This window comes from Vibrio sp. 5S239, from assembly GCF_041439575.1.
Classification (GTDB): domain Bacteria; phylum Pseudomonadota; class Gammaproteobacteria; order Enterobacterales; family Vibrionaceae; genus Vibrio; species Vibrio kanaloae.
Genome location: NZ_JBGOOM010000003.1, coordinates 97464 through 117432, shown reverse-complemented (window position 1 = coordinate 117432; position 19969 = coordinate 97464). Strand labels below are relative to the sequence as shown.

The 19969-nt window shown below is 41.5% G+C and carries 17 protein-coding genes; 15 read left to right on the top strand and 2 right to left on the bottom strand.

Going from position 1 to position 19969, the window contains the following annotated elements:
• The first annotated feature begins 5 nt into the window (after positions 1-5).
• The 12 genes from ACED48_RS04070 to ACED48_RS04015 are packed head-to-tail and all read left to right on the top strand — an operon-like array spanning position 6 to position 12330.
• On the top strand, positions 6-1460 hold the full coding sequence (locus ACED48_RS04070) for a type II and III secretion system protein family protein (protein WP_017056705.1): 1455 nt from the start codon (positions 6-8) through the stop codon (positions 1458-1460).
• A complete protein-coding gene (locus ACED48_RS04065; protein ID WP_029627027.1) occupies positions 1450-1719 on the top strand; it encodes a hypothetical protein in 270 nt (89 codons plus the stop codon). The genes ACED48_RS04070 and ACED48_RS04065 overlap by 11 nt, the downstream gene beginning before the upstream one ends.
• 16 nt (positions 1720-1735) lie before the next feature.
• Positions 1736-3004: a TadE/TadG family type IV pilus assembly protein gene (locus tag ACED48_RS04060; RefSeq protein ID WP_017056707.1), complete on the top strand. Its 1269-nt coding sequence runs from the start codon at positions 1736-1738 to the stop codon at positions 3002-3004.
• A 2-nt stretch (positions 3005-3006) separates the two neighbouring features.
• Complete coding sequence (locus ACED48_RS04055) at positions 3007-3447, top strand: TadE/TadG family type IV pilus assembly protein (RefSeq protein ID WP_029627029.1); 441 nt, start codon at positions 3007-3009, stop codon at positions 3445-3447.
• Complete coding sequence (locus ACED48_RS04050) at positions 3447-3932, top strand: TadE/TadG family type IV pilus assembly protein (protein WP_017056709.1); 486 nt, start codon at positions 3447-3449, stop codon at positions 3930-3932. The genes ACED48_RS04055 and ACED48_RS04050 overlap by 1 nt, the downstream gene beginning before the upstream one ends.
• A 25-nt stretch (positions 3933-3957) precedes the next feature.
• Positions 3958-5172 carry an AAA family ATPase gene (locus tag ACED48_RS04045; protein ID WP_017056710.1) on the top strand — a complete coding sequence of 405 codons (1215 nt, stop codon included), beginning with the start codon at positions 3958-3960 and terminating at the stop codon, positions 5170-5172.
• A 33-nt stretch (positions 5173-5205) separates the two neighbouring features.
• Complete coding sequence (locus ACED48_RS04040; protein ID WP_017056711.1) at positions 5206-6657, top strand: CpaF family protein; 1452 nt, start codon at positions 5206-5208, stop codon at positions 6655-6657.
• 9 nt (positions 6658-6666) lie between these two features.
• Positions 6667-7632 (top strand): type II secretion system F family protein, encoded by a 966-nt coding sequence (locus tag ACED48_RS04035; RefSeq protein WP_017056712.1) that lies wholly within the window; start codon positions 6667-6669, stop codon positions 7630-7632.
• A 3-nt stretch (positions 7633-7635) separates the two neighbouring features.
• Positions 7636-8607: a type II secretion system F family protein gene (locus tag ACED48_RS04030; RefSeq protein ID WP_017056713.1), complete on the top strand. Its 972-nt coding sequence runs from the start codon at positions 7636-7638 to the stop codon at positions 8605-8607.
• Positions 8604-9608 carry a lipopolysaccharide assembly protein LapB gene (locus ACED48_RS04025; RefSeq protein ID WP_017056714.1) on the top strand — a complete coding sequence of 335 codons (1005 nt, stop codon included), beginning with the start codon at positions 8604-8606 and terminating at the stop codon, positions 9606-9608. Before ACED48_RS04030 ends, ACED48_RS04025 begins: the two co-directional genes overlap by 4 nt.
• An 18-nt stretch (positions 9609-9626) precedes the next feature.
• Positions 9627-11408: a hypothetical protein gene (locus tag ACED48_RS04020; RefSeq protein WP_017056715.1), complete on the top strand. Its 1782-nt coding sequence runs from the start codon at positions 9627-9629 to the stop codon at positions 11406-11408.
• Positions 11401-12330, top strand: coding sequence for a glycosyltransferase family 2 protein (locus ACED48_RS04015; protein WP_017056716.1), 930 nt, complete (start codon positions 11401-11403; stop codon positions 12328-12330). The genes ACED48_RS04020 and ACED48_RS04015 overlap by 8 nt, the downstream gene beginning before the upstream one ends.
• A gap of 125 nt (positions 12331-12455) precedes the next feature.
• Here ACED48_RS04015 and chrA read toward each other — a convergent pair whose 3' ends face one another.
• Positions 12456-13598: a chromate efflux transporter gene (gene chrA / locus ACED48_RS04010; RefSeq protein ID WP_017056717.1), complete on the bottom strand. Its 1143-nt coding sequence runs from the start codon at positions 13596-13598 to the stop codon at positions 12456-12458.
• A gap of 101 nt (positions 13599-13699) precedes the next feature.
• On the opposite strand from chrA, the gene ACED48_RS04005 reads away from it, so the two are divergent.
• The 3 genes from ACED48_RS04005 to ACED48_RS03995 all read left to right on the top strand — a co-directional run bounded on the left by ACED48_RS04005 (position 13700) and on the right by ACED48_RS03995 (position 18157).
• Positions 13700-14629 carry a LysR family transcriptional regulator gene (locus ACED48_RS04005; protein WP_017056718.1) on the top strand — a complete coding sequence of 310 codons (930 nt, stop codon included), beginning with the start codon at positions 13700-13702 and terminating at the stop codon, positions 14627-14629.
• 1009 nt (positions 14630-15638) lie between these two features.
• Complete coding sequence (locus tag ACED48_RS04000; RefSeq protein ID WP_017056720.1) at positions 15639-17189, top strand: Na+/H+ antiporter NhaC family protein; 1551 nt, start codon at positions 15639-15641, stop codon at positions 17187-17189.
• A gap of 374 nt (positions 17190-17563) precedes the next feature.
• Positions 17564-18157 (top strand): GPR1/FUN34/YaaH family transporter, encoded by a 594-nt coding sequence (locus tag ACED48_RS03995; RefSeq protein WP_017056721.1) that lies wholly within the window; start codon positions 17564-17566, stop codon positions 18155-18157.
• A 161-nt stretch (positions 18158-18318) separates the two neighbouring features.
• Here ACED48_RS03995 and ACED48_RS03990 read toward each other — a convergent pair whose 3' ends face one another.
• On the bottom strand, positions 18319-19866 hold the full coding sequence (locus tag ACED48_RS03990) for a sodium:alanine symporter family protein (RefSeq protein WP_017056722.1): 1548 nt from the start codon (positions 19864-19866) through the stop codon (positions 18319-18321).
• Between the last annotated feature and the right edge of the window lie 103 nt (positions 19867-19969).

Sequence of the window (19969 nt, the reverse complement as noted above, 5' to 3'; positions counted from 1 at the left end):
GAGATATGAGAATAATATTAGCGTGTATTTTGAGTCTGATCTGTTTTTCGAACGCAAGCTTTGCTGCATTGCAAACCGGAAAAACAGTCACGGTTCCACATCACAAATCAACGCATGTGGTGTTGTCTGGTAAAGCAAGCAAAGTGTCGCTTGGAGACCCAGAAGTTCTTGATATTGTGATGTTGAAATCCAACGAACTATTTCTAATCGGGAAAAAGTTAGGAGCGACCAATTTGATGGCTTGGGATTCAAGAGGTCAGTTGATCGAGTCTATCAATATCGAAGTTACCCATGATCTTAATAGCTTAAAAGCAAAGTTGTATGAATTTTTGCCTGACGAAACGATTGAAGTGCATAGTGCACAAAATCGATTGTTGTTGAGTGGTCAGGTAAGTAATCAACAACAAATGAACGTGGCGATTCGAATCGCGGAAACGTATTCTTCGGGGAAAACCGCGGACGCATCAAAAGAAAGTGGTAGTGAGCAGGCCGCTGCTACCGGTGTCATCAATTTGATGTCTATTGGTGGTGCGCAACAGGTAATGTTAGAAGTAACGGTTGCTGAGGTTCAAAGAAGCTTAGTGAGAAAATTCGATGCCAATTTTCATTTTTTCCAAACTAGTGGTTCGGACTTCTCTTGGGGGGCATCGTCTGTTCCTGCGGGAGTGCTAGGCGCTACGCCTATCTTTGATATTCCCACCTCAACTGACTACGGAATATTAGGGTCTTTCATTGATAGTAATACTCTGTTTACTTTCGCGTTAGATGTCGCTAAACAAAATGGGGTTGCAAAGGTATTAGCTGAGCCGAATTTAACAGCATTAAGTGGCTCTAAGGCTGAATTTTTAGCGGGTGGAGAGTTTCCTATCCCCGTGCCAGACGAAGACGGTATTACTATTGAATATAAAGAGTATGGGGTAGGGCTCAAGTTCATTCCGACGGTACTCAGCGATAAGAAAATCAATCTAAATCTAGCGGTAGATGTGAGTGAGATTGCAAACAGCAGTTCATTGACCATCGATCCTGGCACCACAAATGCGACTTATTTTATCCCACCGATCACTCGACGCAGTGCTTCTTCAACATTGGAATTAGCTGATGGACAAACCATTGGTATTGCAGGGTTATTGAGTGAAAATGTTCGTGACATCAGTAATAAAATGCCTGGTATCGGTGATGTCCCTATTTTAGGGCAGCTTTTTAATAGCCAAGAATACGTATCTGGAGAAACTGAACTCGTGATTTTAGTGACTCCGAGGTTGGCGAAGCCTATCGATAGAAATAAAGTGACCCTGCCGACAGATGCTTTTGTGAATCCTAATGACTTGGAATATTACTTGTTAGGTAGGAGCGCTTACATTGCAGAGCCGTCAGAATCAGGTTCAGAACGTTCTAAAGCTTCAGAGGACATTACGCCAAATGATGGTGGTAGTGAAGGCTCATTTGGTCATGACTTATAAGGAGATAGATATGATTAGAATAATGATGGTCTTTCTCGTGATGGTGTTAGTTGGCTGTGCAAATGATGCTCGCTTAGGGCATTCAGTCGCACTTGTGAAAACAGAACAAACGTATAACCCTAATGCGACCCAAGAGAATTTACTCATAGTACCGGATGGTACAGGGGAGCGGATGCAGACTGGCTACGACCGATATGTTGGAAGAGGTGAAAACGACCTGTCCGGAAGTAATAGCCAGATCTTAGAAGAGTTTAATTAAATCTGGAGGTACTCACATGTTGTATCGAGTATCACGAAGTCCTAAAAAACAGCAAGGCTTAGTTGCGATATTGGTTACCGCTGCCTTATTGGTTTTTTTAGCGGTCTCAGCGTTAGCTGTAGACATCAATCATATGGTTGTAAATAAAACGCGCTTACAAAATGCAGTTGATTCTGCAACGTTGGCTGCTGCAACCATATTAGATAGCAGTAAAGATAAAGACGCTGTAGACGCTGAGGTTGCTACTGCACTTAATGCGATGGCAGCTTCAACGGGGAATCATGAAATTGATTTCACCACAGCCTCTATAAACATTGATTATTCAAATGATCCACAAGACTTTACAGGAACCGCCACTTTCGGTGCCAACGATGATGTGTATGTACGTGTTCGTGTGGATGCACTAGAGATGGATGAGTTTTTTATTCAATTGTTTGGTTTAGATAAAGAGGTGTCTGCGAGCGCTGTTGCGGGGCCAAGTTCAGGTCAAAAAGTTGTCAATAACGTCGTGCCTATTGGTGTATGTATTGGCGATGGCACTTCGGATAACGATATTGATCCGGAAGATGGCTACCATGATGAAACCGGAGAAGTCATAACCAGTGTGTTTGGTTATGAAGTAGGGACGGTTCATGCCTTGAAGGTGGGAGACAAAAATCTATCGGAGATGGGCAACGGTAACTATCACCTGTTGGATTTCGGTTCCGGTGGTAAGACCGTCAAAGAAGGTCTGGGTGGCAACTACAATTACCCTGTTGCAATTGGTGACGATATAACGACTAAACCTGGTGGCACGGTTGGCCCGACAGGTGATGGTTTGAATACTCGTTTTGGAGATTATGGCGGTGGCTTGTCTGCATCTGATTATCCTTCGGATTATGTCACTACTGAGCCCGCAGATGAGATCACAATTGATGCGAGTACTGGAGAAATAGATTTTGATGATAGCTATGACTTTACTCAATATAAGATAGACACGAACGCTTGTATTGCGAGCAATGGGGCGGGTTGTGCTGCTAATGGTGTTGCTTGGCGAAGAATTTTACCTATACCTATGGTGGATTGCTCAGGTAAAAGTGGCGGTGCAACCGACTTTACCGTGAATAAAATTGGTTGTTTTTTCCTGCTGCAAAGGGCGCCAACCAATAACTCAGGTACACCAGCCGTCTTTGGTGAGTTTATCCACTCTTGCAGTGTTGCTGGTGGCTCTGGTAGTACAACGTCGACAACGGAAGGGACTTATAAGATTGTTCTGTATAAGGACCCCGATAGTGGGGAGTCGTGATGATGATTTTATCTAATAGACACCAACGTGGTTTTGCTGCCGTAGAGATGGTGCTCGTGACCCCTGTATTGTTGTTCTTTTTGGTTCTGGTTCTTGAACTGGGCAATATTCTGATCCAACACAATGTGCTCTCTAAGTCTGTGCAAAATGGTGCTCGCTATGCAGTTAGTGAAGTGTACGGCACCATAGGAGGCAAGATCGCACCGATTTCAGAGATTAAAAATGTGGTGGTTTATGGTCAGAGTAGCGTAGGGACGGCTATTTTATCTACGCTGACAACCTCAGATGTGACGGTTGATCCTGATCCTGACTCTATTGGTAGTGGTGATTATGTGCAGGTGAGTGTGACGTATGATTACGTTCCAAACTTCTTGTCTATTCCCTTCTCTACGGAGAATTTCGCCATTCCATTAAGTGCAACTTCGGTGATGAGGGTATTGTGATGAAAAGGCTTAACGGGCGTACCAAAGGGCTTGCCATTATTGAGTTCACTATAGTCTCGTCGTTCATGTTTCTCTTGATTTTTCTTATTTTATCGTTAGGGGCTTATGTATTTTCGCTGCAAATGGTGAGTGAAGGAGCGAGAAAGGCTGCTCGATTAGCGACGGTATGTTATGTGCTCGACAAAGATAATATAGCGGGAATGGTTGTTGATGACTTACCGCTTATTGGGTTTACTAGTGCGAACCTAGAAGTGGCTTATTTGGATGCAAATGGAGGAGAGATCGCTTCTGATTTTGAAGCTAATTTTGACTCTATAAAATTTGTACGAGCTAGAGCTACTGGTTATGGCATTCAGTTAATCAGTAACCTAAGCTTTCTAGGAGAGAGTGGATTTCTTGCTGCCCCTGCGTTTGAAACAATACTTCCAGCCGAAAGTTTGGGTGTGGTAAGAGCTGATTCTCCAGTAAAGAACAGGTGTCCATAGATCATTTAATACAGGAGTTAGATGTATGGGGGAGGCTATAAAGATAACGCCTAATGAGAATGATATTACGCGTTTAAAAACGAATCTTAAAGTGTGGGTAATTCATAACAGTGAAAGCTTTAAATCGCATGTGAATCAAGAGCTCAAGAAATGCAGAAATGTCAGTATTACATCATTTTCTTTAGCTGGTATGAATGAGGAGTATTTAAAAGGTGTTGATGTTCCGGAGCTCATTTTCGTAGAAGCCAGTGGTAGCTGGGCTCAAAAGATGGTCGAGCTTCAAGGGTATGATTTATCGTTAGAAGATAAAGAGCTATCTTTAGTGGTGCTCGGAGATGAAAGTGACAGTGGTTCAATAAAGATTGCATTACGTTTAGGAGCATCAGATTTTTTACCTAATACCGTTACTCTTTCTGACTTACTTCCATTATTAAAGAAAACGGCATCGGAAAAGCTTGAAAACTCCAATTACGGTGAGTTTATCTTGTTTTTGAATACCAAAGGCGGAATGGGGGCGACGACGCTTGCTTTAAATACTGCGATTGAAGTGGCAAGTCATCACGCTGGAGAGGTACTTTTACTAGATATTGATCTTCAGTTTGGAGTTATCCCGGATTATTTAAATATCACTCCAACTTACAGTATCTCTGATGCTATTAACAGCTCCAATGATCTCGATGAGATATCTCTAGGATCTTTAGTAAATAAGCACGAGTCTGGCTTACATGTCCTAAGCTTTAAGCATGAAAACAATGCTGATGATTATGAACAGGCTCAGAAAATAGGCCGATTGCTTCCTATCTTACGTCGCTTCTACCCTTATGTGATCATTGATCTTTCAAGAGGCTTAGATCATGTGTTTGCATCAGCGATATCACCAGCCACCAAAGTACTTTTGGTTTCGCAACAAAGCTTGGTTTCAGTAAAAAACACAAGTCGCTTAATCAAGTCTTTGAAGTTTGAATATGGGTTACAAAGTGATGTGATAGAGGTGATCCTAAATCGTTACGAGAAACGACATTCAATTAAGCTAAAAGACATTGAACAAGCGGTAGGTGATCATGACATACACCTTATACCTAATGATTTTAAGGTTACATTAGAGAGTACTAATTTGGGGCAGCCATTTGTTCAATCTCGAAAGAAAAGCTCTATTACTCGCTCTATTATTGACTTATCTCATGTTCTTTCACCGCTAGAGCACGAAGAAAAAGGGTGGTTGAAAAAGTTGTTTTCATGATGCATTGATGAAAAGTAAACACGAGGGATTGTGATGTTCTTTAAACGAAAAAATATAAACCCAGAGTTTGAACAAAAAGCAGAACAGATTTCGCATGAGTCCGAAGGTGCTAATACGGTTGAGCGTTTACAAAGTGTAGAGATATCGAATAATACTCAGAAAGTAGACGTTAATGAAGAGAAAGAAAAAACGGTTAATGAAGCTCGCAAAGTATTAGAACATGAGCTCTCTATTAAGCATTTTTTCCATAAGCAGCTTCTTGAAACTTTGGATCTCGGTTTGCTATCGAGCTTAGAAAAAGAACGGGCTAAAGTTGATTTACACGAAGCTATCGTGCAATTGATGTCTGACGACCGCAATCATGCACTAAGTGCTGAAGGTCGAAAAAGGGTGATTAAGCAGATTGAAGATGAGGTCTTTGGCCTTGGTCCATTAGAGCCGTTGTTGGCTGATCAAACAGTGTCAGACATATTGGTCAACGGTCCTAAAAGTGTTTATGTAGAACGCAGAGGTAAGCTTGAAAAAACGCCTTATACTTTCCTTGATGATCGCCACCTTAGAAATATTATTGATCGAATTGTAAGTCAAGTCGGTCGACGTATAGATGAATCATCACCTATGGTGGATGCTAGATTGCTTGATGGCTCTCGGGTGAACGCTATTATTCCTCCCTTAGCTCTAGATGGCCCTTCTGTTTCTATTCGTCGTTTTGCTGTTGATCGCTTAACTATGAGTAACCTACTGGAATATGACTCGGTTTCTCCGCAGATGGCTAAATTTGTGGAAGCTGCAGTTAAAGGTGAGCTAAATATACTCATATCTGGAGGAACAGGCTCAGGAAAAACGACAACACTCAATATTTTTTCTGGTTTCATTCCTCGTGATCAACGAATTATTACTATAGAAGATTCGGCTGAATTACAACTTCAACAACCACACGTTATTCGCCTGGAAACTCGCCCTGCCAACTTAGAAGGAAAGGGAGAAATAAGCCAGCGCGAATTGGTTAAAAACACCTTACGTATGCGACCTGATCGAATTGTGGTTGGTGAGGTACGTGGTAGCGAAGCCGTTGACATGCTAGCGGCGATGAATACGGGTCATGATGGTTCATTGGCCACCATACACGCGAATACTCCCCGCGATGCTTTGAGCCGTGTTGAGAATATGTTTTCCATGGCGGGCTGGAATATTTCAACTAAAAATTTAAGGGCTCAAATCGCTTCAGCTATCCACCTAGTTGTTCAAATGGAGCGGCAAGAAGATGGTAAGCGCCGCATGGTGAGCATTCAAGAGATAAACGGTATGGAAGGCGAGGTCATTACTATGTCGGAAATTTTCCGTTTTCAACGTCAAGGAATTGATGAAGATGGCAATATCATAGGTTATTACACGGCTACGGGGGTTGTGCCTCAGTACCATGACCAGTTAGTCAAACGTGGTCTTAACCTACCCTTTGAGCTATTTACAGAGACTCACAGTTAAGGAGGGATTATGAATAATGTAACTGTTTCATTAGCCCTATTATTTATAGCTGTACTTTTTATCTCGCAGGCTTTGTTGTTACCCGCTGCGGGTAAAAAAGTGAAGCACCGGGAGCTGTCTCGTCGATTGAAAGAGACACAACGTAATATTGATGATGAGAGCTTATCATTATTAAAAGAGCATTATAACAAAGACCTTTCACCAGTAGACCGTAGGCTAATAATTGTCCCTTTCTTTGCTGATTTGAAGAAAATGTTGGAGCTTGCTGGTATGAAAATATCGTTAAGTCGGTTCTTGCTTATTGTTTTTCTTTGCGGTGCATTGCTTTCATTACTGTCTCTAGTGACTAATCAAGCTTGGTTCATTAGTGTTACGGCATTTATCTCTGTGTGGGTTATCGCGTATTTATTTGTTCAAAACAGAGTGACTTCCAGAATGGCTCGATTTGAAGAGCAGCTTCCAGAAGCATTAGATATTATCCGACGAGCATTACAAGCTGGACAACCATTAGTTCAGTCATTTAATGAAGTTGGAGAAGAGTTGCCTGATCCTATTGGCATCGAATTTAAAAATACCTATAACTTACTTAATTACGGCTATGATTTACGTTTGGCTATTTTACAAATGGCCGAACGTGTGCCCACAGTCTCAATGTTGGCTTTTTCTAGTGCGGTGATGTTACAGAAAGAAACTGGGGGGAATCTATCCGAGAATCTCCAAAAAGTATCAGAAGTACTAAGATCTCGTTTTAAGTTAGAAAGGAAAATAAAAACCCTTTCAGCCGAAAGTCGCTTATCCGCATGGATTTTAACGTTATCACCGTTTGGTTTGTTTTTTGCGTTGAAGTTAGCTAGTCCCGAATATATTGATCCACTTTATAAAGATCCGCGTGGTATTTCGATGGTAAGCGTCGGTATTGTACTTTTAGCGATCGGTTCGTTATGGATTAAAAAAATCATTAGTATAGAGATTTAACCTATGGAACTACTAAATATCGAAGTTTGGAAGCAGGCGTTAGCAGAGTTCGGAATAAGCTCTCAGATGGTTATTTATGCGATGATTTTATTTACGACTGTTTTGTTCACATTGACCATTGGTTTTCTGTTGTTAGGTGCTCGATCTCCTTTAGATAAGAAACTTAAACAAATATCAGCAGAGGGAAATTCTAACGCTAGAAAGCAGTATGATTTCTCCAATACGTTAGAATCACTTAGCCCTTTTATTGGTAAAGGGAATAAAAGGGACAATGAAACTTACTCCGAAAAATTAATGCATGCCGGGTTCCATGAGAAAAGTGCGTTATCTGTTTTCTATGCGTTGAAAGTTTTGTCTAGCTTGATGGGTATTGTGGCTGCTTTTATGGTTTATTACCTATCATTAGGTGGTAGTTATAATACCTTATTAATTATGACTTGCGTATTTCTCGGCACATTTACTCCTAATATTATGTTGAGCAAATTACAAAAAGAACGTCAAAAGAAAATTAGAAACGGTGTTCCTGATGCGCTTGACCTTCTGGTTGTTTGTACTGAATCCGGACTTGGCTTCAATGCCGCTCTTGGGAGAGTGGCTTCGGAGCTCTATGTTTCTCAGCCAGAATTGGCCGATGAATTGGAAACGGTTTTTGCCAAAATACAAGCTGGTGTCACGATGCCCGATGCTCTTAGGCAGTTCATCGAACGCACAGGTTTGGTCGAACTAGAAGGCCTAGTTTCTCTGCTTTCACATGCTTCACGCATGGGGGGAAGTTTAGCGCAAACGCTTCGTGATTATACGGAAGATTTTCGAGATAAACGTCAGCAAGCTGCTGAAGAAATAGCAGCGAAAATACCGACCAAGATGCTATTCCCAATGCTGATATTTATTTGGCCTTGTTTTTTCATTGTTGCACTTGGTCCTGGACTACTGATCGTAATGGACGCATTAAGTGCGCCTGGAGCAAGTTTATGATGTTTTATAACAAGTCTATTTTATTACTGTTACCGTTATTGCTGCTTGGTTGTGCTTCCTCAGATGAACCAACGAATCAATTTGACGCCGAGCTGTATTCGGGTAAGCCAATTGACACTTTAACCAGTGACGCTCCACCAGTCAGTGAGAAAGAAGCAATCATGCGCGGTGATGTTGCCCTGCGAGATAACAATATTGATTTGGCTTTGTATGAATATATACGTTCTCTGTCTTTCCCAGAAAAAGAGTTCCATGACAAAACTCTGTTTACTATCGGCCAAATTCATTCAACTAGAGGCAATTATGCGTTGGCCGAGAAGGCTTACCTAGCAGCGTTAGATTTTAATCCTGCGCATACTGACGTATTGGAGCAATTAGGTGTTTTGTATACAAAGCAACGCCGTACAGATGAAGGTCGAAGCTATTTTTTTAAAGCGATTAATGCAGATCAAGTTCGTTTAAAAAGCAGTGAAACTATCCAAAACTACCAAGCGTTGAGTCAAAGTGAAGTGGCGAGTTTGAAGGTAGACAGTATGTCTCCAGCATTGGCTTATATGGGAATTGGTGTGTTGGAAGATGTTGACGGAAAGCATCAGATCGCACAAGAGTACTTTAAAAAATCACTGACGATAGACAAAAGCTCAGTCAAAGCTTTGTTGAATATGGGTTACTCCCACTACATGTATGGTAACTACAAGGAAGCGTATCAATATACTCGCTCAGCTTTGGAGATAGAGCCAAACAATGAAAAAGCTCAGAACAACCTTGCGCTGATTTACCTTGCATCAGGAGACATAAAAAAGGCAACCAATGTATTTATGAGGCATATGGAAGTGTCGGAGGCGTTGAATAATGTGGGGTACTTTTTAATCCTGCAAGGAAAACCTGCTGAAGCTGTTCCTTATTTACAACAAGCCATCGATAAGAAACCTTCTTACTACAAGGTAGCCAACGAGAACCTGAATAGAGCACTAGCTGAAGTGAGAGAAATGGAACAATAATGGTTTGATTTTGGCTTAATGAAAAGGATATTCATATTGCCTAAAAGTGAAAGCTTCAATAGAGATATCATTGTAATTTCTGTTTTTTGGCTAGTTTGTGCCACTGTCATATTTTTTAATAAATGGGAGAGTGTTTCAGCTCTTAACCTGAATGACAATGACGACTATATGCGTTTTGTTCAGTTTCAGGAATGGATGACAACTGGTCGTTGGTATCTGGAGCCAATGACTGACTTTAACGCTGATGATGGTCTTATTATTCATTGGTCACGATTTCCTGACTTAATGTTATCGTTAGTGGCTTTTCCACTGTTATTTCTGGTTGATGATAATCTTGCTTATGCTATTTCAATCTCTGTTGTTCCATTGTTTTATTTATTGCTATATGTGTTGGCATGCTTTTACTTATGCGAGCATTACTTTGGGAGAAAGTATCGATTTATAAGTATGATGTTTTCTGTATCTTCCCCTACAATTATTCATTTCTTGCCTGGTGCTATTGACCATCATAATATTCAACTTATTTTAGCTTCTCTCTTTTTATCTATAACACCTATCAAGCTTATCGATCTTAAACAATCATGGCGTGTCTATATTCAATCTTTTTTCCTGTCTCTATCTTTATGGACTGGGATGGATAATATATTGTTATTTATGGTTTTCTTTATTTTTTATACAGTGTATTGCTGTTTTTTTTGCCGAGAGTGGTTTGGTTATGTATCTAAGTTATACGCTACCTGTACGTTTTTGGTCGCTTGTGCACTTTTATTGAATAGACCTTATGATGAGTTTTTTGTTTTTAAATATGATGAAATCTCATTTATTCTCATCATTCTTTTTGTTAGTGGTTGGGTGTTTGTCAATGTTTACAACCGATTGACTAATCAGAGAAAAAGCTTCATTCAAAGGTTTTCATTGTTTGTTATTCTCGGTTTAATGTGTTTACTTCCGGTTGTTATTCTTTACCCCTCACTCACTAGTGCTTTGTTTATTGATTACCCTCCGATACTAAAGCTGTATTGGCTTGATCAAGTTGCCGAAGCTAAATCGATCGCAAGGTATATTACGAGTCACGGTTTTTTCTCTATAGAAAATTACGCATTACTTGTTATTCCTGCCACTTTATACCCACTTTTTAAGTACAAAAATGACCACTGCACAATTTTGTATCTTATCTTTATGTTTAACCTAGCCCTTGCGATTTTTTGGCAGATTAGGGTCATGAGGTTGTGTTTTGTGTTAGCGGCCCCTCTCCAAGCGTATGTTGTTCTTCAGTTAGCCGATTACATTCGTTCCTCAATCATAAAAGCTACCGTTATTTTTTCTGGTGCACCGTTAGCAGTAGCGGTTGTCATTCTTACATTGTCGCCAACAGAGGGGATTACAACTACTCTTGATGAAGAGGAAGAATCGCTGAATATCTATAGCGTGTTAAAAAATAAGGATATAAGTTCGAAAACCATTCTCTCAGGGATAGAAACTGGGGCTCCCGTATTGGCAAAGACGAATAACCGTATTATTGCAGCTCCTTATCATCGAAATATTATAGGTAACCAATTTTTAATTGAAGTCATGTTAGAGGAGGACATGCTTCTGGCAAGAAACAAAATAATAGATAAAAAGGTTGATTATATATTGATCGGTAATGACTCTCATTTGTCTCTCCTCAAGGAGTCTGGAAGTGATGACTCTTTAATTCGGAGACTTCATGGGGATAACATTCCGGCTTGGCTAGACGTTACATACGATGGTATTGAGGATGGCTACCGAGTTTTTAAAGTAAGGAGTGAGCATGAATAAACAGAAAGTTGCAATATTACTCCCATGCTATAACGAAGCTGGAGCCATTGGCGAAACGGTTACGTCTTTTCAACAAGCCTTGCCTCATGCATCCGTTTATGTTTACGACAATAACTCAACCGACAATACGGTAAACGAGGCGTTACAAGCCGGGGCGATTGTGCGACATGAGCCTCGCCAAGGTAAAGGGGAGGTTGTGAGGCGGATGTTCTCTGATATCGACGCTGATATCTATGTGATGGCTGATGGTGATGACACTTACGATGCGTCAGTATGTCCAGCGTTGATCGAGCAATTGAAGACTGAAAAGCTTGATATGATTATTGGAAGCCGAGAACGAACTTCAATGGCCTACCCAAAAGGGCATATTTTGGGGAATAAGATGTTTTCATCACTGATTAATTTAGCATTCAATGCTCAGTTGAATGATGTGTTTTCTGGTTATCGAATAATGAGCCATCGATTTGTTAAAACTGCACCTATCTTCAGCGATGGTTTCCAAATAGAAACAGAACTTACCGTGCATGCACTACATCATAATATGTCCATTAAAGAAGTATCGACTCAGTATCACTCAAGGCCTGAAGGTACAACCAGCAAACTCAATACACTGAGTGATGGTCTCAAGATCCTAAACTTTATCTTGTTTTTATTGAGGGATGTAAAGCCGATGTTTTTCTTTGGTGTATTGTCTATGTTGCTTTGTGTCATCTCATTGAGCTTGGGGATTCCTGTTATTTTAGATTTTGTTGATACCGGGCTAGTCGAAAGGGTGCCCACTGCGATTTTGTCTAGCTCTATTGCGTTAATTGCGGTGATGTCTTTTTTTTGCGGTTTGATACTCGACAATGTATCACGTGGCAGGCGAGAGATGAGAGTACTCTCTATATTAAAAGTAGGGGATAACAAACCAACTGAATAAAGTGTATTCATGAGAACAAACTTGAATGAAGTTCAGGAATAGCTTGAGTATTTAGATCGTTTTATTGATGAATATGATGAGCGTAAGAAGTCATTGGTTGACATCTTACGCTTACAAGATAACAACTATAATCCAGTAATAAAACCAAACAACATGAATGCCCCGACTAGACCAACGATAGATAGTTTGACTGATTTCAATAACCAAATACCAACAATGATCAGAGCGAAGTCTAAGCCGCTGCTCACCGCACTAGTGAAAATGGGCTGATATAGAGCCGCAAGCAGCAAACCAACAACGGCCGCATTTACCCCCGAAAGTGCACCCGCCACCATAGGTTTACTCGCAATTGCTTGCCAGTTCTTCAGTACGCCCAGTAGCAATAAAAAGCCAGGTAAGAATACGGCAATCGTTGCTAGCAGTGCGCCTGTAATTGGCGCTGATGGCATTAATACATAACCTAGGTAAGTGGCTAATGTAAACATTGGTCCTGGGACCGCTTGTGCCGCGGCATAGCCGGTTAAGAATGCATCTTGCGATAGTTGATCGCCAATACCATTTTGTAGTAAAGGAAGAACTACGTGACCGCCACCGAATACCAAACTGCCTGCTTGGTAGAACTGGCCAAACACTTCAATGCCCTGAGAGTATGCGCTGAACAGAGGAAGGCAAACTAATAGGGCGACGAAAATAACGAGCGGTGTTATGGATATTTTGTGTGTCGATGGAACCGTCCTTAGCTTTTGCGAGGTTAAGAACTTACTGCCGACGGTCGCTGCAAATAGAAGCACTAAAACTTGAGGCCAGATCCCTGGAACCAACAGTAGCACGATAGCAGTAATCACACATAAGGCAGTCGCTACCTTCGATTGGCAAAAGTTCTTATACATGCCAAACGTTGCATCAGCCACAACCACAACCGCAAGTAATTTCAAACCGTGAATGATTGAATTGAACAGTGGCGCTTCCAATAACTGATTGCTCACTAAAGCCAATATCAGCATCAGGATGACAGATGGGGATGTGAAGCCGACAAAGGCGGCAATAGCACCAGTCAAGCCACCTTTCTTGTAGCCAACCGCAAAGCCAACTTGGCTTGAACCTGGGCCGGGTAGAAACTGGCTGAGAGCAACAATTTGCCCATACTCTTCGTCAGATAACCAATTCAGTTTCTCAACAAAGGTGTTACGGAAGTAGCCAATATGTGCCGCTGGTCCACCAAAGCTAATCCAGCCAAGCAAGAAAAAAGTTTTAAAAATTGAAAGCATGATCGATTCCAGATAAAGGTTTAGCGTAATTTAGGTGCAGTTGAATTATGATTCAAATTAATTATTTTAATTATAATTATTAATGAAATGGGTTTGGATGTATGGCTGATTTTAACTGGAAAGGTATTGACCTTAACCTGCTGATTGCACTGCAGGCATTGCATAAAACCAGCAGTGTAAGCAAGGCTGCGGAGCGTTGTTACGTTAGCCAGTCTGCAATGAGTCATAGTCTACAAAGATTACGAAAGCTGTTTGATGACCCTTTGTTTGAACGTGTTGGAAGTAGGATGGAAGCGACTGAGCGAGCCATTGAATTATCAAGCACCGTCGATGCGTTGCTTAAGACTATTCAATCTGAGGTTCTGTTGTCTAAAAGGTTCGAAGTTGATAGTTATAAAGGCAGCTGGAAAATAGGGCTTACCGATTACGCGGAACAGATGTTCGGTCCAATGATCTTCGATTTTATTAAGCAAGCTTCGCCACGCTCTCAAGTCGCATTTTTTAACGTTAATCGAACCAATTATCAGCAGGTGTTTGAAGAGGCTAAGCTAGATATTGCGATAGGCTGTTTTGGTGAAGCACCTAAATTGTATGGCACTGAACTTCTCTACACCGAGCAACATGTCTGCTTGCTAGATGAATCTGTTTTGGATGTTGAACAGCCTATATCACTGCAATCATTTGTTTCTGTGGAGCACGCTTTAGTGTCTTCTAACGGATCGCTAAAAACGGCGGTTGATACCAAGTTGGACGAATTGGGTTACACAAGAAAAGTGGCAATTGCATCGAGTAACTTTTTAACAGTAAAGCGATTGATTAGTGGAAGAAAGCTATTGTGTATTGTGCCTAAATTAGTCGCTAGAAATGCCCCTGATGTTGATAGCTCACTGATAGCAATCGCTCCGCCGATAGATGTCCCAGATTTCGATATCCAGCTTGTTTACCGTAAGGGAAAAGAATTAGACGATAAGCACACTCACTTAAGAAAAGTAATCACCCAAGCGGTTGAAATTGTTATTGCTGACGAATGATTGATGATGAGTTCTTTCTGAGCAGGTAGCACTATTAAGTGCCAAAGCGCATCTTGGGTACTTAATGCCCACAAAGACAATTATGCCGCGTTCAGTGAGATCTGCGCTTTGCATGTCTAACCTTTGCATTAAAGGGAGGTATAAGTCTTGGTCATTGAAGTGGCTAATCTCCCAAGGTGAAGTAGCTGACTGTAGCTAAGATCTCTAAGTAGGTGTATATATTGTACCGAACTTCATGAGGCACAAAATAATTAACAATTAGCGTTACCGGAGCCGTGAACCCAACATAATATAAAATCAGTTTGTTTCTTCTAAACTTATGAAGTAAAGACAACAATAAGTTTGATTGTTCTTTGTGAGGAGTGGGTTATGCGGTTGTCGTCTCTGAATCCATGGTACCCCTCATCAAGATTTCCTATCATGATTAAAGGTTAGTTCATTTGGACTGGTTTTCTACTTTAGGCTCATTTGCTATTACAAAAATAAACGAAATAATTCCTTCCATTTTTCACAATCCGACTATACTTAGATTACGACTCAAAGCAGTCGTAGATAATAGGCTTTTTGATTTACCGAAGTATAAAAAATGGTTTATATCTGATAGGTATAGATAAAAACTCTACCAGGCTAAACGGACTTAGTTGGTCTTAAAGCGCTAGATCCCCCTAGCGCTTTTTCTTTTCTGTTTGACTCTGGTGACTGACCTTTGATTAACGATCTTCTGTGACCGATATATATTCAGCTTATCTACTTATAATAAGACGTTGCTAGGTCTGTTTCCGCTTCTTCCGAATGATCACCACAAATCAGCGAAGCGATCAATGAGGTTAGAAATTCAAGTCTAAAAACGATTAGCGACATGAATTCTTCCAAGCTATTTTAGCGACCTAATCCCTATGTGAAGGCTAATTACTCTGTTAGGAAATAAAGTTCTGTACAAATACTCCTTGTGAATTTATATTCAAATTTAATTTATATTTATTCTTTTATTTTAGGGTAAGGTGTACCTATGGAACAGACAGATATCACGTCACTCATCCCCATTGTGATTACTTTGGTGTTGTCGTTGGCGACAAGGAATGTGGTGATTGGCCTTTTTGCTGGCGTGCTAAGTGGTGTTGCGATGCTGACTGGCATGTTTAGCGAACTCAATCCGCTTGATACGTTTGGTACCATGGTCAAAGGTTACTTAGTCCCCCAACTTACTGACAGCTACAACGCTGGTGTGATCATGCTGTTGGTGTTCATCGGTGGCTTTGTTGCTCTGATGGAGAAGTCAGGTGGTGGCGTTGCGTTTGCAAAGCGAGTGACTCAGTGGGTAAGCAATAAATGCCAAGCTCAATTGTCAGCATGGTTGGGTGGAATCGTTATATTTTTCTCTGACTTAGGCACCCCTTTAATCGTTGGCCCTGTTTTTCGTCCCCTTTTCGATAAACTGAAACTTTCTAGACAGAAGCTAGCATTCATTATCGACTCAACCTCGTCGCCAGTTGCCATCCTTATTCCTTTCATTGGGTGGGGCGTTTACATCATGAGCCTGATCCAAAAAGAGTTTACGGCGTTGAATGTCAACATGTCCGATTGGGATGCGTTCATCGGTGCAATTCCTTTTCAGTTCTACGCATTCCTCGCGGTTTTCATCGTTCCGCTCGTGTCCGTTAAAGGTTTAGACTTTGGGCCAATGGCAAAAGCTGAGCGCGAGTGCCAAGCGGGAATTAACTCTGGCGTGAATAACGAATCACTAAATCCGTTCTCGCATAAAAATGCAACAGCATCTTTTGTCTGGGCACCATTGTTAGTGATGCTGGTGGTGTTGTGTGCCATGTTGGTTCCACAAGGCTTCCCGTTCCAAAAGGTCGCGGGTTCATCGTTCAGAGCAGCTTTATCATCGGCTTACTTCTTTGCCGCGATCACCTTGATTTCACTCATGGCTTACTACGGAGTAAGAAAGCTATCTGATGGTGTTTCAGTGTACTTAAAAGGTATGGGAAACATGATGCCCGTGGCGATCATTTTGGTATTGGCTTGGGCGTTAAGTACAGTCGGTAAAGAGTTGGGTGCAGCGGCTTATATTGCCGAGCAAGCACAGAGTGGTTTCCCTTATTGGCTAGTGCCTGCGGTCGCTTTTTTGTTGTCGGCCATTATTTCATTTGCTACCGGTTCGTCGTGGGGAACCTTCGCGATAATGATGCCATTGGTTATTCCAACCGCGATTGCGATTGATGCACCACTACTCGTCGCAATTGGCGCAGTGTTGTCTGGTGGTTTGTTTGGTGACCATTGCTCACCGATCTCTGAAACAACGATTCTTTCTTCAACAGGGGCAGGGTGTGATCAGTTTGAACACTTTAAGACACAGCTTCCTTATGCGTTGATGAACGGTTCTATTGCTCTGATTAGTTTTGTAGTGGCAGGCTTTACGGGAAGTGCACTGGTTGTGTTGGGTGCTCTTGTTGTTCAGTTGCTTGTGGTGACACTGCTAGCCAAGCGTGATGCGAGTAAAAACGCTTCTTCAGAAGTTCAACCTCAAGTCTCTGATTCTAAAATACAACAAGCGTAATTTAAGATTACAAACGAGGGATGAGGTTTAATGAATAGATACGGGATGCGAGTAAACGAGTAACGAAAAGCTTGCTCTCTATCTATTGTTCTTCATTTTATAACCTGCATCTCACTTACTTCAGTCTAAACATCTTCTCCGCATCCCGAATCTCGTTTACTCGTACCTAAACAAACAAGCGCGATAGAGAGCCTATTAATTGATAATTTCAATGAATCAATATGTTCACTATAAAATCAATTCTCCATAAGATCATTTGTACAATCTTAGTTTTCGATAACTGGATTACCTAGTCGTACGGTTTATAGATTAAAATTTTATGATAATTTTTATCGTTTTTTTTTAATTAACCACTTTAATAAGGTAAATTCGTAATGTCGACCAAACTAGCTAACCCAGCGCCATTAGGCTTAATGGGTTTCGGTATGACCACTATTCTTCTTAATATCCATAACGCAGGTTTTTTCCCAATCGATTCTATGATTCTTGCAATGGGTATTTTTTACGGTGGTTTGAGCCAAGTTATCGTGGGCACTATGTGTTTCAAACGTGGTGATACGTTCGGTACGACTGCATTTACTTCATATGGCCTATTTTGGTTATCTCTAGTTGGTTTGATCGTAATGCCTTACATGGGCCTACCAGCAAGCCCTGCTGCATTCATGGGTTGGTACCTACTTCTATGGGGCATCTTCACTGGCTTCATGTTCATCGGTTCTCTATGCTACCCAGTAGCGAAGCAAGTAGTATTCGGTTCACTAACTATCTTGTTCTTCCTACTTGCAGCTCGTGATTTCACTGGTAGCGAACTCATCGGCACTATCGCTGGTTTTGAAGGTATCTTCTGTGGCGCTTCAGCTATCTACTTTGCAATGGCACAAGTAATCAACAACGAATACGGCCGCACAGTTCTGCCTATCGGTGAGAAGAAAGCACCTCAACTGGCAACACAAGAAATCGCTGCTTAATACTCTAACTCGGGAACAGTTAGTTTGTTATAAGCCGTTTATTGGTTATGAATAAAACAAAAGGGGTTAGCCGAAATGGCTAACCCCTTTTTTATGCGTTATTAATAGCGCGAGTTAAAGCGAGCTATTTGCTAAAGCAATCCATTTGTTAAGGCACAAGCTTAAGCTGAAGGTTGCTCTACAGGTTTAGTGTCTGCAGCTTCAGCTTCAGGAGACTTACCTGTTTTACGCTTGTACTTCTCTTCCCAGTAAGTCGCCCCTTTAATACCTAGTTTCACAGGGTTGAACGTGTACTCAGTGACGCCTTGTTTCTGTTGCTCTTCGTAATCAGCCAGTGCTTTAAGCGCAGGCTTAGACATGAAGAAGATAATCAGAATACCGACGATGTTTAACCATGCCATCAAGCCAACACCTACATCACCCATTGCCCATGCAAGGTTCGCTGTTTTAACTGTGCCATAGAAAACCGCAGTGATAAGAACAAGCTTAAGTACGAACATCATGCCAGGGATTTTGATGGTACGACGTAAGTAAGCAATGTTCGTTTCTGCGATGTAGTAGTAAGCAAGAATCGTTGTAAATGCGAAGAAGAACAGAGCAAATGCGATGAACGGCTTACCAACCCCTGGTAGAGCACTTTCAATTGCAAGCTGTGTAAATACAGGACCATTCGCACCAATGTTGGCTGCTAAGTTCTGAACAAGGAATACACCTTCTGCACCGCCGTGAACGTTGTAAGCACCAGTGATGATGATCATAAACGCGGTTGCAGAACAGACTAGAAGTGTATCGATGTAGATAGAGAAGGATTGAACCAGACCTTGCTGAGCCGGGTGATCAACACTTGCCGCCGCAGCCGCGTGAGGACCAGTACCTTGACCCGCTTCGTTTGAGTAAACACCACGCTTAACACCCCAACCAATTGCAGCACCGAAGCCCGCCATAGGTGTGAATGCATCACTAACTATCATAGAGAAAACAACCGGAACTTGGCCGATGTTCAGTAGGATGATAACGAACGCGATGATGATGTAAGCCAATGCCATGAATGGGACAACGATCTGCGTGAAGTTCGCAATACGTTTAACACCACCGAAGATGATGAAGCCAAGAATGATAGCGACAACAGTACCAGTGAAAATTTTAGCGAAACTGAATGTACCGACAGCTGTTTCGATCATAGCACCTGAACCAAATGCAGCTTCTACAGCGTTACCGATACTGTTTGACTGAACACCTGGAAGTAAAATACCACAAGCAAAAATAGTCGCGATTGCAAAGATCCATGCGTACCATTTCTGACCCATCGCTTTTTCGATGTAGTAAGCCGGGCCACCACGGAACTGGCCTTCGTCTTCTTCTTTATAGATTTGCGCTAACGTAGATTCTGCGAAAGCAGTCGCGGCGCCAAAGAAGGCTACAACCCACATCCAGAATACCGCACCTGGGCCACCGAAACCGATAGCAGCAGCAACACCTGCAATGTTACCTGTACCTACACGGCCAGATAGCGAAACAGCTAGAGCTTGGAAAGATGAGATACCTTTGGTTGAACTTTTACCCGAAAGTAACAAGCGCCACATTTCAAAGAAGTGACGGATTTGTACAAATCGAGTCATGATGGAGTAGAACAAACCAGCACCTAAACATAGGTAGATAAGTACTGGACTCCAGATTATTCCATTCAAAAAATCAACGAATGACTGCATGAGTATTTTCCCTGTTAGTTTTACTTATGATTGTTTTTCGAACAACACAATACTTCACTTGTAATGTAAGTGTTAAATTATTTAACTATGCAATAGAATTCTT

Coding starts and splice junctions, on each gene's coding strand:
- ACED48_RS04025 (WP_017056714.1), top strand. CDS start 8,604: ATGATGTTTTATAACAAGTCTATTTTATTACTGTTACCGTTATTGCTG.
- ACED48_RS04000 (WP_017056720.1), top strand. CDS start 15,639: ATGGAACAGACAGATATCACGTCACTCATCCCCATTGTGATTACTTTG.
- ACED48_RS04060 (WP_017056707.1), top strand. CDS start 1,736: ATGTTGTATCGAGTATCACGAAGTCCTAAAAAACAGCAAGGCTTAGTT.
- ACED48_RS03990 (WP_017056722.1), bottom strand. CDS start 19,866: ATGCAGTCATTCGTTGATTTTTTGAATGGAATAATCTGGAGTCCAGTA.
- ACED48_RS04065 (WP_029627027.1), top strand. CDS start 1,450: ATGACTTATAAGGAGATAGATATGATTAGAATAATGATGGTCTTTCTC.
- ACED48_RS04020 (WP_017056715.1), top strand. CDS start 9,627: ATGAAAAGGATATTCATATTGCCTAAAAGTGAAAGCTTCAATAGAGAT.
- chrA (WP_017056717.1), bottom strand. CDS start 13,598: ATGCTTTCAATTTTTAAAACTTTTTTCTTGCTTGGCTGGATTAGCTTT.
- ACED48_RS04030 (WP_017056713.1), top strand. CDS start 7,636: ATGGAACTACTAAATATCGAAGTTTGGAAGCAGGCGTTAGCAGAGTTC.
- ACED48_RS04005 (WP_017056718.1), top strand. CDS start 13,700: ATGGCTGATTTTAACTGGAAAGGTATTGACCTTAACCTGCTGATTGCA.
- ACED48_RS04035 (WP_017056712.1), top strand. CDS start 6,667: ATGAATAATGTAACTGTTTCATTAGCCCTATTATTTATAGCTGTACTT.
- ACED48_RS04040 (WP_017056711.1), top strand. CDS start 5,206: ATGTTCTTTAAACGAAAAAATATAAACCCAGAGTTTGAACAAAAAGCA.
- ACED48_RS04045 (WP_017056710.1), top strand. CDS start 3,958: ATGGGGGAGGCTATAAAGATAACGCCTAATGAGAATGATATTACGCGT.
- ACED48_RS03995 (WP_017056721.1), top strand. CDS start 17,564: ATGTCGACCAAACTAGCTAACCCAGCGCCATTAGGCTTAATGGGTTTC.
- ACED48_RS04050 (WP_017056709.1), top strand. CDS start 3,447: ATGAAAAGGCTTAACGGGCGTACCAAAGGGCTTGCCATTATTGAGTTC.
- ACED48_RS04055 (WP_029627029.1), top strand. CDS start 3,007: ATGATTTTATCTAATAGACACCAACGTGGTTTTGCTGCCGTAGAGATG.
- ACED48_RS04015 (WP_017056716.1), top strand. CDS start 11,401: ATGAATAAACAGAAAGTTGCAATATTACTCCCATGCTATAACGAAGCT.
- ACED48_RS04070 (WP_017056705.1), top strand. CDS start 6: ATGAGAATAATATTAGCGTGTATTTTGAGTCTGATCTGTTTTTCGAAC.